The following is a 16,190-nucleotide window of genomic DNA, read 5'->3' on the forward strand; positions in this document are numbered from 1 at the left end:
TCGGTCGGAGGTCAAGGTGAACAATGTGCAATTGAATGAGGCCTAATCTATCTCAATAGGAGTAAATATGATATCCAATCTCATAAAAAGCAAATAAATCCTCCTACCGATGTGGGGGCCGGAAATATAGTTATAATAGTTTCTTCAAAAAAGTTCGCTTTTACGCTCATCCCGATCCGTTTGAAAAGGACTAAGTCGAGAAAGTACTTTTGCGCGAACATCCCCTTACTCATATCCAAAGGGATGGTATACGAACACAACCCATCGTCCCATTTTCTCAAAGTATAACCCTATGGCAATTCTTCTTATTGTTTTTAATAGTCTAAAATTATCTAACCATCCATTTGGAAAGGTGAAATCTCCTTCGGTCTTGTTTGCATCCCAGTATCATTAGTGTCTATAGAAGAAAACAATGAGCTCAAATTCCATCTTTTAGACTCGAAAACAAAATCTCGCGTGCGCTATCAACGAGTCAGCGAAGAAACCGGAAATGATGACGAAGCGTAGTTTTAAGCCAGGTTTGACAGCATATCTAGCCCAGAGTGGAAATGAACTAAATATGCTTTAGAAAATTTTAGTCTACCTTAAATTGGAAACTTGACTCTTGAACTGTTTTACTTCCAGTATCTAAAGAATCAAGATTTGAGCTGCCAAATAATGTTTGAGGTGTAGATATAAGTAGTTCGGCCAATTTTGCTTCATTCAGTTTTATTTCTTCCTCGGTAATAGAAGAGTCCTCTGGTGCAAATTTCTGAGCGTGGCTAAGAGCCTCTTCAGCCTTCCTCCATTTTTTCTCTAATCTGTAAGTACAAGCAATATTTAACCATGCATCCGCAACTTCTTGTTTATCGTCTGTTTTTTCCAAGATGGACGAAAAATAATTTCTGGCCTCAGAGAAGCAATTCTGTTTAAAAAGAGACATTCCAATTTGATTAATGACAATAAGGTGTTCTGGATCAAGATACATTGCTTCTAAATAAATTACTTGTGCATTTTTATAATCTTTATTTTTATACAAGTGATGGCCATATTGCGCTAAACATTCTGTAAGGTTAGATGAAATAATATTTTTTAAGGCTAGGTCTTGCTCGTGACATAAGGATAATGCTTTTCGGTAATATTGTATTGCATAACTAAAATTGCTAGTGATATTTTTCTGTATAGCCTCCACATTTTCAACCGCTCTTTCAAGAACTTCGATGTATTGTTCATACCAACTGGCTGCAGTTTGTAGAAATACAGGATTGTCACTACATAGCTCCAAGGCTTTTTTGATAAAAAACAGTGCTCCTTTAAAAACTTTCGCGCTGCTTGCCAGATCTGTTTCAAGATAATGCAGAGCAGATTTTATATAAAACAAACCCATGTTGTTCCAGGCTGAAGCTGCGGATGGATAAATCTTAGTTGCCGTTTCGTAACATCTTAGTGCTGCAGTGTTCTTGTTTTCCGCTTCATAACATTGACCTAGTAAATCGAATGCATAAGAAACATTGGCTACTTCATCTGAATTATTTTGCCTTAATTCAATGAACTTTTTTAAGGGGGATAGAGCTTGTTGTTTTTCATCACAAAAAAAGCAACATTTTCCTAAATAAAAATAGCTTTCTGCTACTTCTGGATTTTTTTCAATTGCTTGAAGGAAAAAATCTTTAGCTATTCCATAATTATGTTCATCAAGTGCTTTTACTCCATCTGCATGGAACGAATTAAACATACTCAATCCTAATTTATCACTATTAAAAAATTGCTTCTAATTTTATCATGGAAGATAACTTAAGTAATATAAGATTTAAGAGATAAGTACTTTCCATAACTTAGATGTGTGTGTATCATTTTTGGTTTTAAAGAGGTTTATTGAGCAAAAGTTCATATTGGGTATAAAAAATTAAACGGTTAAATTGATGGGCGCTCGTATTATGAAGGATTCAATCCATCTTGTTTGCCCACACTGTTAAACAACAAATCGCTTGCTCTCTACGCGATTGGTCGAGAACCCAAAATATGGGAAATGTCAAAAAGCACTCTTCGAAGGAAAACCTGTTTCTTTAGACGCAGCACAGTTCGATCTTCATTTCCAAAAGAATGATATTCCAGTGTTTGTTGATTTTTGGGCCGAATGGTGTGGCCCATGTAAAATTATGGCACCTTATTTTGAAAAGGCTGCAACACTTCTGGAGCCCTAAGTTAGGTTTGCTAAAATCAATACGGAATCACAACAAACGTTAGCTGCTCGCTACCAAATCCAAAGCATTCCCACTTTAATACTCTTTTATCATGGAAAAGAGCGCGCTCGACTGTGGTACTATGCGTGTCATTATGTTGCCTCATAATTCTCTCCTTGATTGGATTTCCATTTGCTCCTTTTTATCAGCTCAACGCTTCTGTTTACATGTCGGCTTACCAAAACCGACTCTCTGCCTGTAAGAGCAATAATAAAAATAGTTGTTTAATCATTCAAATTTGCAATCAGGTTTTCTCTTTGACATAGATGCTCAAGAAATGACTGGCCCATAGACCAGTCATTCAGAACGAACTAATCCGCTTTATAGCAATAAATTTCTTTATCACCGGTATTTACTGGCTTTAATACTAAAGGTTCTTCACCACCACCTTCTGTTTTATTCATAAGGCAACGATAGCCAGAGAACGTATAGTAATAATTGCCCTCAGGCATTAAATACCCTTTTTGGGTCGTATATGTTTTATTATCTTCATCAACAGTTATTGGGACACTTTTCCATGTATTAGTTTGAGTATTAATAATATTTTCGGCACAAACAGAGGAAATAGATGAGATGAAGAGGACACTTAAAATAATTTTTTTCATTAAAATCTCCCTTGTAATATAAAATCCATTTAAACTACTCGGTCAACTGTACAAACTATAGTATGAAATTTCACTTTTACTAATTTTAATTCTAACGACATGAAGGTGAAGATCAATGACCGTTCTTGTTATTTAGGAAAAGCCTCAATGAAGTGCATTTCTTTTAGGCCAAATGGATAAAGTAAAAAGAAAGCGTTCCAAGATATCCTAAAATGACGAAGGCCACCTAAGTGGCCTTCCAGCAACCAATATCTTTTATAAAAAAGAACATGGTTACATTCTAATTATAGGAGAGCAATCTAATTGTGTCAAATTTGACCAGAATTAATGGCTCTTGCTTCACCTCAAATGATGTTCATTAAGTTTCATTTGGCCCAGGGAAATCAAAATAAGAAATTTCTTACATGATAAGCAGCGGTTTTGACTGTAATTTACTCTAATTGTTCGCTATGATTAGTTCAGTACGAGGAACGACAGCGGATGTCTTTAAGGATGATTCGAGCGCATCAAGGATGATGCATACCACAAGGATGTGGTTTGTCTCCTCGGAACACGAATTAATCTCCGTCTCTGTAAATAAGCGCTCACTCTTCTGGTAAAGTTATTACCAGTGTTCCTCAGTACATTTATCCTTAGCTATTAACAGTTCTGTGAGAGTGGCCGTGGGTATCTTTAGATGCAATTTCCATCTTTATTATGAATGATAAGTTCAGCCCACCTTTCTTTTACTCAACATTTTTAAGGCTAAAAGCTTTCACAAAGACAAAGTCATGCGTACTTTAAACACGTTATACCAAGAATCTAATTGAGGATAATACTAAAAATACCCTAATTTACTTTCATTTCAGTAACTCTTCACACTAAAAGATTATTTTTTAATTAGTTATTGTGGCTCCAGTACCTTGTATCACTAACAAAAATTGAAGATTAGTCTAATTAACATGCTACTTAGTTAGACATTCAATAAACAAGCTTCTAGAATTAAAGTGATTGCCAATATCGAAAATTACTACGTTTGAATCAACCCAAGCGCTGACGTTTTATTGTAAATACATAAAATATATCACGGCTAGGTAAACTGACATCGCTTTATTCATGACCAATCTCTACATTATTCACTTACAAGAGATTATCGATCAAGGACTACTCTAGGGAATGATTATGGGTCTTAGTCAATATAAAAAAAAGAGAGATTTCTCAAAAACACCGGAGCCTAAAGGAAACGTAGGCAAAGAACCTTCACGCCTTTTTATTATTCAAAAACATGCAGCCAGTCATCTTCATTATGATTTTCGCCTAGAGCTGCATGGGGTATTAAAAAGTTGGGCCGTTCCTAAAGGTCCCTCTTTAGATCCCAAAGTAAAACGCCTAGCCATGCACGTTGAAGATCATCCCATTCAATATGGCAGCTTTGAAGGAATTATACCCAAAGGTCAGTATGGAGGTGGGACCGTCATGCTATGGGATAAAGGGACATGGGAACCATTAGATGAAAAACCCTATGAAGCTTATGAAAAAGGTCATTTACGATTTCTGCTTCATGCAGAAAAGCTTCAAGGAAGATGGGATTTAATTCGTTTTAAAGATGAAAAACATTGGTTCTTAATAAAGCACGAAGACGAATTCGCACAAAGCCAAGAAAAATACGACATTACTAAAGCACTTTATAGAAGTGTAGTTTCCAATTACACCATGGATGAAATTACTGCCAATTATGAGCGTATTTGGAATAGTGCGGGAGAACAAAAAGTAAAATCCCCACAAAAACCGAAAAACATGAAACAGGCAAAACCACCTGTGACCTTACCTAAGGGTTTAGTACCCAGTGAATATCCAGGATTTATTTCTCCTCAACTCGCCACATTAGTTGATAAACCCCCTCTTGGAGCACAGTGGATTCATGAAATCAAATTTGATGGTTATCGCATTCTTGCTTATAAAAATGGTTCAGAGGTCAATCTTACCTCCAGAAATAATAATGCCTGGACTAATGATTTTCCCTCCATTGTGGAGGCTGTCAGTCGTCTACCCTTTAAACAACTCATTTTGGATGGGGAGGTGGTTGTTCTAGATAAGGACGGTCGTTCCGATTTTCAACTACTACAAAACTCTTTAAAAAGTAATAATGGGGCATCATTTGTCTATTTTGTGTTTGATCTTCTTTATTTTGAAGGGTATGACTTAAGAGCACTGCCTTTATTAGAGCGTAAAGCAATTCTAAAAAATATTTTATCGTTTACTATCCCCGGATTACATTACAGTGACCACATTATAAAAAAAGGTAACGATCTTTATCAGTATTCTTGTGCTCAAAATTTGGAAGGAATAATTTCTAAACTCAGTACAGCACCCTATCTCTCTAAACGCAGCAAAAACTGGTTAAAAATTAAATGCTTAAAACGACAAGAATTTGTTATTGGAGGGTACACTTTACCCAAAGGAGAACGCTCACATTTTGGGTCACTTTTTTTAGGTGCTTACAATAAGCACGGAACCTTAGATTTTACAGGCAATGTCGGTACGGGCTTTACTGAAAAATCCCTAAATGAGATCAATAAACTCTTACAAAAAAACAAATCCCCCAAAAACCCGTTTAATAACAATCCTCCAGGCTATACGACGGCTCATTGGCTTGAACCTAATTTGGTATGTGACGTTGAATTTACTGAATGGACTAAAGACGGTCACATTCGTCACCCAAGTTTTAAAGGGATACGTTTAGATAAAAAAGCTTCTGAGGTGGTACGTGAGTTAGAAATGCCCATAGAAAAGATAAAAAAACAGAAAGCGGACTCAAAACACTCAGAAGCACCTTTTGTGATTACACATCCCGATAAGATTCTTTATCCAGAGGATGAAATCACTAAAAAAGATTTACTTAACTATTACGAAACAATCAGTGAGTATATTTTACCTTACATTTCGTATAGGCCTCTAACTTTAGTGCGATGCCCATCCAGTTACGCTAAATGTTTTTATCAACGCCATTTTAATGAGTCTACTCCAGAAACATTACTCCCATTTGAAGATCCCAATGATAAAGAACATGAACGTTATATTTATCTTAATAATCGGGAAGGACTATTGAGTCTGGTACAAATGGGCGTTTTAGAAATCCACCCTTGGGGTAGTCGCATCGATCATATTGAACAACCCGACACTCTGGTGATTGATTTAGATCCCGCAGCTGGGATTCCTTGGAAACAAGTGGTCAGCGCTGCCCTTGAAGTAAGGGAGCATCTAGCCCAATATCAGTTAAAATCGTTTGTTAAAAGCACGGGCGGTAAAGGGCTTCATGTCGTTATCCCCATTATTCCAGAATATGATTGGGAGATAATAAAAGAGTTTACTCATACGTTTGTTAAATTTTTAGAAAAGCTTAAACCTAGTGAATACATCAGCACTATGACTAAGTCCAAACGAACTGGGAAAATATTTGTAGACTATTTAAGAAATCAAAGAACAGCTACCGCGATTGGAGCTTATTCAACACGGGCCAGGCCGCATGCCCCTGTTTCAACACCTCTTGCCTGGGATGAGTTAAGCAATCGCATTGAAGAAAATAGCTATACTATTAAAACGTTGCCCAAACGGCTTGAACAATTAAAAGAAGATCCGTGGAAGGAATATTGGCAAATTAAACAGTCTTTACGATTAAATGAGCTCTAAATAGTAATTTAACAGAACTACGTAACTGATTGAAAGAAAACATTTATTTTTTATATGAACGAATAGCTATTGACCAGTCTGGGTGCTGAAATCTTTTGGACTTTTCTGGCATCATAACTTGACGATGCCAGAAGAGCCCATCTTTTATTTGACAACATCACTTAAAGAAAACTTAAGATCTTTTCTTTAAAATATTTTAGTACTAATTCAGCCTCGGCTTCAGTTGATAAAGTCTGGTCATAAACCAACCCCATCATGTGATTTACATGACTACTGCGAATCAATAAATTAAACTGTTCAGGACGATTATAATTCCATAGTCCTACCTTATTTCCGCTGAGATTAATTAAATTCTCAATCAAATAATCGGCGCAAGAAAGTAAACCGCGTGAGGGCTCCAGATTGTATTGATTAAAAATAAATTGCGGTTGCAGGTATTTAGAATGTTCAGCATCTTCTCCACGTAAAGGATATTGAAAACGCTCAATCAACTGGAGTACCTGCATCTGGGTATTTTTCAGCGCTTGGGTTGTTCCGCTGTCTGTTTTGACTTCAAAAAGAAAAGGAATACTATCCGCATAATATCCAATCATTTCTGGATCATTTAATCGACCTCGATTAGATTTCACCATGCTAATATAAATTTTATTGTGCTTATTTATCTCAGCTAAAGCAAGACAAAAGACATGGAAATAAAACGCATACAGGGAAATATTATGTCGTCGGCAAAACCCATGTACCCTTTCTGAATCTTCTTGAGGTAATAGTTTATAAACTACCCCGCCAACATAATTTACTGTTTGGGGTGACTTATTGAAATGCAGTGATTCCAACTGCTGATTCATTTCACTATAGTAGCGATTATATTCTGCCTTATTACTCTCATACAGCATCGCTTCTTGATGATGATCATGCAGATAATTATTTTTCTGCAGATGGATCTCTGAGGTATGGTTTTTCGCAAGATATACATCTTCCAGCTTCTTAAAAAATAATTCTGCACCTACACCATCCGCAATTATATGATGAAAACGAATTAATAAAATTGATTTCTCATGGTCCTCACAATGAACTAAATAACACCTAAATAAAGGTGCTTGTGTTATATCAATTGGGTCAACAAGCAGGCCGCCTATGGTTTGACAAAGATTTTTCTCGTTGATCACGCACACTTCTGTATTTGCTTTAGGATTAAAGTTCCATTTAAGCGTCCCGTTCTCCTCAATAAAAAACACTTGTAGTGCGGGTGTATCACTAACCACCTTATTGATTGCTTGATTAAGGCGATCAATTTCCAAAACGCCATCGACCTCTTTGAATACCGGAACATAATATGGAGTTCTATCAGGATGTCCTTTAAATAAAGGCCATAAATTGCTTTGCATTACTGAAGCATCATACAACGCCAAGGGTTTCTCCTTAACAAAATGAGTATTATTTTGCTCCTGAGTTTTTAAGGTATTCACCCAGTCATCTAATAAAGTATTAGCTAATGATTCATCTATCCTATCACGTCGATATTTCAAGCTTAGCTCTAGGCTTTGTGCTTTTAATAAAACTTTAAACGACAATAAACGTGGCTCATCGCCCCATAAATGATTTTGTATATTGCCACTTTTTAGTGCTTTGATTTGTAAGTGTGTATTAATGTTTAAGTCACTACTCCTTTGGAAGTCAAATGAAATCATAGGTGTAGCCAGGCCTAGTTCCTTGAATACAGGGATATGAAAATATTGTTTTTCATGTAAGGAAAATATTTGTTGTTGTAATCGCTCCGCGAAACTAAAGATATTGGTATCACGAGCACCAACTAGCAGAACATCATTCGACGTATCGCCAAAAACTGTAGCAAAATCGCCATTTTCTCTACCCGAGAAAAATACGATGATACCCTGCTTATCCTGTTTAAACTTATCGAACAACATAGTAAACAGATTTGCTAAAATGTAGTTACTCAATGAAAGTTTATTCTGTTCAATTAGTGCTAAAGATGAATTCATGTCGGTAAGGGGTATATTTGCACGAATCACTCCAGCTTCTTGGGGAAGCTTTGTCTCAGTCGCTAAAGGAACGTCTATCGAAACCCCTTGTAATTGCTGTGACCAAAAAGTTTCAATTTCTTCATCAAAACGATTTAAAACCTGATCCCATTGCCAACTAACATAATCGCTGTAGTTGACTACTTCATCCTCAAATTGCTCATTTTCATAATGAGCAATTACTTCTTTTATAAAGGATGTCGCCGTATTCCCATCACAAATTAAATGGTGGAAAACAAGCAGCCAGCGATAATGATCATTTCCATCTCGGATTAGACAGGTTCTGAGTAAGGGGGCTTTACTCAGATTAAAAGGCATATTAAAAAAGTCAGTAACCTGTTGTTCGTCATAATTATCAAATAACTCTAGAGTAAGCGCACAATCATCATGCACATGCTGATTGACCTGGTGTACAATTTCATGAAAACTGCAACGTAAAATATCATGACGCTTCAACACAAAGGTCACAGCTTGCTGCAATTTTTCTACTGATAATTTACCCGTAATTGCAAGTTCCATTGGTACCTGATAGGCCAAACTTTGAGGGGAATTTTGGATGAAATTCCAAATTTCCTGCTGTTGTAAGGACAAAGGAAACGTACTTCTACTTTTATAAACAGCAGTATGAACTACGCTTTTATCTTGCTCGCTATCTTTAGATTGCTCGTTTAGTTTTAGCGCCAACTCTTGTGCAGAAGCATGGTTAAACACATCCGGTGCTGAAATGCGAGTATTAGGATAGCGATGATTAATTTTATAGATAAGTTGAGTTGCCATAATGGAGTCCATGCCAAACTCAAACCAATTATCGGTAACTGAAAGTTCTCCTGAAGACAGTTTTAGAACTTCTTCCACTATCTGTAGGATTTTTTCTGCCGTACACAATTTATGATCCCGAGCATTCACAGAATCATCTGATGTCTCATCAGTTAATGCGGTTAGGGGAGCAACAATCAGTGATGGCTCCCTTGAGAAATGATTCACGATTAAATTAGGCTCATTAATCTGCTGTTGAAAAATCAGTTGTAATTCTGATCTTAGCAATGGAGTAATCCCCTTTTCAGCTAAATAAGAAGTTAATTGCAACTCATTACGTTTAAATAAGCCGGTGTTTTTAACTGGCCCTAAAATTAATGATTGTGCGGGTAGATTTTTTTGGTGGCGATACGTACTTAATGCGTGCAAAAATGCATTGGCTGTAGCATATGCTGCCTGTCCTTGATTGCCTAATACCGCACTAAGCGAAGAAATGGTAATAAAAGCTTTTAGTGGATGGCTCAGGGATACTTGATGCAAATTCCAGGCTCCAATCGCTTTGGCACCTAGTATCTCTTGAATATCCTCTTTTGTAGTTTCCTGCCACGGTTTGTCATGTGCAACTCCCGCCGCATGAACAATCATGCCTAAAGGTGGAAAATCATCAGGAATTTTCTCTAGCAATTGCAACAGCTCTTCGTAATCTGCGATATTACATGAGTAATATTTAATTTTAACGCCTTTAATTTGTTGCTGTACTAGTTTTTCACTCCAGGTTGGGTCCTGCTCTTTGCGTCCAATTGCAATAATATGCCGAGCTCCTAACGCAGATAATGATTCAATGAGTGCTTGGCCCACATCACCACCTGCCCCGGTAACAAGATATGAATAGTCGGCGCTAATCATTCGTTCACCGTCAATATGTTCTGCTTCAACAGGACTAATATCCTGACGATAAAATAGTTCTTGCTCCTTGCGTAAAGCCCAATAATTTGCGTCCTTACTGCCAATAAATTGCATTGGATTATTATCTGTATCATTTAAATTAAATTCTAAATAATGCACAGGCCATAGTGGGTATTCTTGTTTTACTGATTTCAGTAACGCCAATAGAGAAGGAGCAACCAAAGAATCATTCTCTGCGAGCAATAGAACTGGCTTATCCGGGTAGTGCTGCACTAGGTATTGGACAAAATGGGTAAACGAAGTTGTCTCAGAGATCAGCTGTTCAGGCTCAGACTGGCAAAAATAAACAATCCAGTTTGCTTGCTGTAAGATATTCTCATGAGAACGATCCACTACCTTTTTCGCAGGAAGGAAACTCATCGTCTTACACAAAAATAGGGAGTTAGGCTCGACTAATGTAGTACCACTCAAAAGTACATGCTCATCTTTTAGGCTAATCAAAGGCAAATGAGGATCTACTTTTAACCATTGTTCACGATATAAATACGTCTTCCACATCTCATTATTGGGGGAACTAAACGCTCCATTTTTTGGAAGCCAATATTCTTTACCACCAAAGGGGTATTTAAGTAATTCTTCATGGACAAAAGATGCATGCTTATTCAGTTGTTGCCATTTGATATCAACCCCTCTTAAATAGAAGGTTCCTAATGTTTCCATAATTCCAGGCCAGGGATTTTCTGGTTCACTCACTGACGGTACAATGACAAAATCATGCACCATTTGTGCTTGAGCTACTAAAATAGGTTTGGGCCCTATTTCTTGACATAACTCCACTTCATGGGCCACCAAAGTATGAATTCCTTGCAAGAACTCCACGGTTTGTAGCATGTGTGCACACCAATATTCCGCAGTAATTTGTCCATCGTACATTAATTCGCCAGTCACATTAGAAACAACGGCCATTTTGGCTGGGTGATAACTAACTTCAGCAGCAATTTTGGCGAATTCATCAACAATTGGTTTCATGAGCGGAGAGTGGAACGCATGAGAGGTTGCCACTTTTTTACATCGAATTCCATGCCCCTCACAATAATTTTCACAGGCTAAAATTGCAGCATCTGTTCCTGAAACTACCGTTTGTGCTGGGCCATTTTTTAAAGAAATCACCAAATCGTCAAAACGAGAAATAAACTGCTCTACTTCAGATGCTGAAGCATTAATCGCTAACATTCCTCCAGAAATAGGTAAGGAAGAAATTAGCACGGCACGTTTACACACTAAATATAGGGCGTCATGAAGAGTTAATATCCCCGCAATGCAGGCAGCAACATATTCTCCCAGGCTATGCCCCAGCAACACGTTGGGTTTTAACCCTAAATGTAGGTACCATTGTGCCAAGCTATATTCATAAACAAATAAAGTCGGTTGAGCATATAAAGTATTATTAATATCCACGTCCTCTGGGGTATTTAATAACATGGCGCGTAAATCATAAGGAAGCCACTTTTGCGCAATAACACAACATTGCTCCAAGACCGCAGCAAACTCAGGAATCGTCTGATATAAAGACGTCGCTACATTGGGCAGCAGACAGCCCTGCCCCGTAAATAACCAGGCTAACTGGTTGCTTTTTGCAATGCTCCCTTCATGCCACTGCTCCTGCTGTAAAGCTGACAGCCAACTTGATTGATCTTTTGCACTAATAAAAGCCCGATAAGGAAAATGTGTTCTTTGAGTCAGCGATTGATGACAGAACGAAGGAAAATGAATTGCAGAATTCTGTTCACCATAAGTACGGTAATTTTGTAGATATTGCTGCAAAATTTTTGGTTCTTTGGCGCTAACAACCCATAAATGTTCGGGATGATTAATCTGTTCTTTTTTAGGCTCCGCCGTTGGGGTATTGCCTAAAATGATATGCGCATTAGTACCGCTAAAACCAAAGGCACTAATCCCCGCATAACGCTCCTCCTCCTTCCAGGGTGTGCAATGCAGTGGAATAGACATGGCATCATGTAGATGCAATTTAGGATTCAACTGATGCAGATTTAAATGCGCAGGAATTTGCCCGTATTTAATTGCCAATACGGTTTTAATGAAGCCTGCAACACCTGCAGCAGCTTCAAGATGACCAAGACGTGTTTTTACTGAGCTAACGTACAATGGATTAGTACGCTCTTGAGCGTAACTGCGACGAATTCCCTCCCATTCAATTGGATCGCCTAATTCAGTACCAGTACCATGGGCTTCAATATGAGTGATTTGCTCTGGTTTTAAATGAGCTAAATTTAATGCGGTAGTTATTACATCCACTTGAGCAGCCAAATTAGGGGCAGTCAAACCGTTACTGGCTCCATCCTGATTCACGGCACTACCGTAAATCACTGCATGAATGCGGTCCCCATCACGTAATGCATCACTTAGTTTTTTTAGTACTACAATACCGCATCCCTCTCCCCGTACATAACCATCCGCACTGATATCAAAAGTACTGCAAAGATTATGAGGTGACAGCATGCCGCTTTTACAAAAAATAATGCTGCTTTCAGGTGATAGAATTAAATTTACACCGCCAGCAATCGCTAATTCACAATCCCCTGCTTGTAATGCGCGACTTGCCTGATGGATACAGACTAAAGAAGAAGAGCACGCTGTATCAATGGCCATACACGGGCCATTTGTTCCTAAGAAATAAGCAATGCGACCAGCAGAGGTAGCAAAACTGGTACCTGTCGCCTGATAAGTTCCTAATTCGGTGAGGGGGACTTGTTTTTGAATTAATTGGTCGTAATCATGGGTACTAATACCGAGATAAACACCGGTGTGCGTACCTTTCAAATCGCTTTCAACTAAACCTGCATCTTCCAAGGCATGCCAGGTGGTAGTTAATGCCAAACGCTGTTGCGGATCAAGGTATTCTGCCTCACGAGGAGAAATATTGAAAAATTTTGCGTCAAAGCATTTTACATCATTTAAAAATCCTCCTTTGCCAGAATACATTTTTCCCTTAGCATCAGGTTTGACATCAAAATACAATCGATTATCCCAATGCGATGTAGGAATGGGTTCAATGCTGTCCTCTTCTTTTAACAAACTCTGCCAAAACTCATCATGGCCATTAATATCCTGATAATTTTTACCAGGAAGGCGACAATCCATCCCAATAATGGCAATGGCTTCGTAGTCTTTGGATTCGATATGGTGTGTATTAGACGCTTGATGGGTTAAATGCGCGCATAAACTATGAATATTGGGACATTCCCAAGCCAACCATGGATCAAGAGGCCGCTCAACGACTTTTTCCAATTCACTCATCATCGTTACTAATTGAATTGACGTAAGTCCGTATTCAGAAAAAGCTCCATTCACTTCAATTGCATCAATAGGAGTATCCGTCTGCATCGCAATCCATTCCTTCAGCCAGAGAACCAGCTTATTCTCTATTTCATCTATATGTATTGTTGAGGTATTTTCAACTTGTTCTGTATGCTGTCCCATCCATGCCAGCCGCGGAAACTCATCGTTTAGATAGGCTTGTTTACATGCATTACGTTGAATTTTCCCACTACTGGTTTTTAATATTTTTTGTGGATATATCAATACAATATCGAATAAACCAACATCGGTTGTCTCAAGAACGGCTTTCTTGATTTTTGCAATAACCTCTCGATATTTAGCATCGCCAAGTCCAGCTTTAGCTTCAGCAACCAGCACGCAAGCCTCTCCTGAATCTTGAGTTATGGAAAAGGCTGCAGCGCAATGAGGCATGAGAGCACGGTCAGTTTGATAGCAAATAGCTTCTATATCCTGAGGATAAATGTTGCGTCCATTAATAATAATTAAATCTTTTACTCGTCCACAAATCGTTAAATGCCCCTTATCATCCAGAAAAGCCAAATCCCCTGTTCTTAAAAATGGGCCTTCGTGAGTATCCGCAGTAAATGCCCCAAATATTTCGTTAGTCTTTTCCGGATTTTTATAATAACCAGAAGCAACTGAATCACCCTGAACCCACAATTCACCAACGGTATTCACAGGAAGCACCTGTAAGCTATTCGGATCGACAATTCGGGCCAAATACTCTTCTGGCACAGGCCCGCAACTGACTAACTCGACAAAGGTGCCTGGCTTATTATTAGTCGGTGTCGGTGTTACAATCCCTTTTTCCAAATCGGTTTTGTCAATCCGCGACATGCGCTCTTTGGACATCCCAACAGAAATACAAAGAGTGGTTTCTGCCATACCATAACCAGGTTTCATTGTGCCTTTTTGAAGGTTATAAGGCGCAAGTGTCTGCTCAAAGTGTCGTATAGTCTCCGGTTTAATTGGTTCAGCACCATTAACCGCACAACGCAGGTGTGAAAAATCAAGTTCTACGGCAGATTTTTTGGAGGTTAATGCTTTAAGCGCCAAGTCATAAGAAAAATTGGGGGCCATTGAATAAGTTCCCCGCTCCTTACTCATGGTATCCAGCCAAAAAAATGGACGCTTTAAGAAGGTAAACGGTGCCATAAATACACAGGTTCCACCAGTGTATAAAGGTAATAAAGTATTGCCAATTAATCCCATATCGTGAAATATAGGAAGCCATGAAACGCATATACTTACCGATTCATGCCCTAAATATTTTTCTAAAAGCTCAAGATTGGCACAAATATTTTTATGAGTTACTACCACCCCTTTCGGTGAACCTGTAGAGCCTGAGGTATATTGTAAAAAGGCAATGTGCTCTGAATCAACTTTGGGTAAAACGATATTTAAGTCAGCCGGTTTTTGCTCTAAGCTATCCACGCAAATTAATGTAGTCCCTTCGGGAAATTCAAATTTATTTTCGTCACAATAGTCTTTTACCGCACTGGTAGTAAGAATCAATTGTGCAGACGAATCAGTAATAATTTTGAATAAACGTTGTAAATGTCGCACTTGACGTGGAGGATAAGCGGTAACCGCAATATTGCCTGAATGCAATACGGAGAGGAAAGATACAATATAATTAATACTGGAATCAAACAACAGCAATATTGGTTTTTGCATAGTTTGATTGCTCTTCGCTTGTAATACCACTAATTTTTTTGCTAAAGATTGAACTCGCTCACCTAGTTGTTCGTATGATAACTCCTGACTGGTTTGATAATCAGACTCCAAAAACTTTAAGGCTATTTTTTGAGGTTGGGTTTGCGCATAATGAAAAACAATGTTTAATAAATTATTTTCAGACATATTAAAACTCACATGATTAAAGATGAAAAGGGCATTCAATGCTCAATATGATTAATTATAGATCACATTAAAAATGTTCTTATTCACGCTATACTTGATATGAGCCAACAAGATTTATTTTGGACTTAAGATGTCAGAAAAAATCAATGATAATCAAACAATTGCATTGTTTGACTTTGACGGTACAATCACCAAAAAAAGTACCACAACTCCCTTTTTAAAATTCATTAGTGGGCACTTTTTTTTACCAAAACTGCTTTTCAGACTCCCATCTTTGATTAGTTATCATTGCCATTTTAGTGGACTGGATCAATTAAATAACATCATTGCCAACACCTTCTTTAAAGGGCTGAAGCGTGAACATTTATACCAAGCAGGCGAGCACTTTTCTGATCAAATGCTCCCTTCTTTGGTAAAAAACACTGCGCTGGAACGGTTAAAATGGCACCAAGACCAAGGCCATTATTGTATCTTAGCTACGGCGGCGTTTAACGTTTATATTGATTATTGGGCTAAAATTAATGGTTTTAATGCGATTGTTTCCACGCAAATCCACTTTGATACTCAGAACGTTGCGAGCGGTACAATTCATGGGCAAAGTTGTAATGGTGCAGAGAAATTAAATCGTGTTTTAGAGCTCATCGGAAATGAGCCCCGCATAATTTATGCCTATGGTGACAGCTCTGGCGATGCAGAAATGTTAGCTTATGCAACTCATGCACATTACCAAATATTTAAATAAGTTTTTCGTCAATATTGGGTTGGGCTGA

Annotated in this window: 6 protein-coding genes and 1 pseudogene; 4 read left to right on the plus strand and 3 right to left on the minus strand. The window is 38.0% G+C overall.

Annotated elements, in window-relative coordinates:
* Window positions 1-357 precede the first annotated feature (357 nt).
* On the plus strand, window positions 358-507 hold the full coding sequence (locus J2N86_RS16345; RefSeq protein ID WP_407659017.1) for a Ku protein: 150 nt from the start codon (window positions 358-360) through the stop codon (window positions 505-507).
* A gap of 67 nt (window positions 508-574) precedes the next feature.
* Here the strand turns inward: J2N86_RS16345 and J2N86_RS15825 are convergent, their stop codons facing one another.
* Window positions 575-1,714, minus strand: a complete 1,140-nt coding sequence (locus J2N86_RS15825; protein ID WP_252582468.1) for a tetratricopeptide repeat protein — start codon at window positions 1,712-1,714, stop codon at window positions 575-577.
* A gap of 253 nt (window positions 1,715-1,967) precedes the next feature.
* Here J2N86_RS15825 and trxA point away from each other — a divergent pair.
* Window positions 1,968-2,330 (plus strand): annotated as a pseudogene (trxA, locus tag J2N86_RS15830) (thioredoxin).
* Window positions 2,331-2,533: 203 nt separating this feature from the next.
* Here the strand turns inward: trxA and J2N86_RS15835 are convergent.
* Complete coding sequence (locus tag J2N86_RS15835; protein ID WP_252582467.1) at window positions 2,534-2,827, minus strand: hypothetical protein; 294 nt, start codon at window positions 2,825-2,827, stop codon at window positions 2,534-2,536.
* Between the two features lie 1,161 nt (window positions 2,828-3,988).
* Between J2N86_RS15835 and ligD the strand changes: the two genes are divergently transcribed.
* Window positions 3,989-6,496 carry a DNA ligase D gene (gene ligD, locus J2N86_RS15840; protein WP_252582466.1) on the plus strand — a complete coding sequence of 836 codons (2,508 nt, stop codon included), beginning with the start codon at window positions 3,989-3,991 and terminating at the stop codon, window positions 6,494-6,496.
* Window positions 6,497-6,657: 161 nt separating this feature from the next.
* Here the strand turns inward: ligD and J2N86_RS15845 are convergent, their stop codons facing one another.
* Window positions 6,658-15,420: a type I polyketide synthase gene (locus tag J2N86_RS15845; RefSeq protein ID WP_252582744.1), complete on the minus strand. Its 8,763-nt coding sequence runs from the start codon at window positions 15,418-15,420 to the stop codon at window positions 6,658-6,660.
* 130 nt (window positions 15,421-15,550) lie between these two features.
* Between J2N86_RS15845 and J2N86_RS15850 the strand changes: the two genes are divergently transcribed.
* Entirely contained in the window at window positions 15,551-16,162 is a 612-nt protein-coding gene (locus tag J2N86_RS15850; RefSeq protein ID WP_252582743.1) for an HAD-IB family hydrolase, read from the plus strand.
* Window positions 16,163-16,190 lie beyond the last annotated feature (28 nt).

It is taken from the genome of Legionella lytica (assembly GCF_023921225.1).
Taxonomy (GTDB): Bacteria; Pseudomonadota; Gammaproteobacteria; order Legionellales; family Legionellaceae; genus Legionella; species Legionella lytica.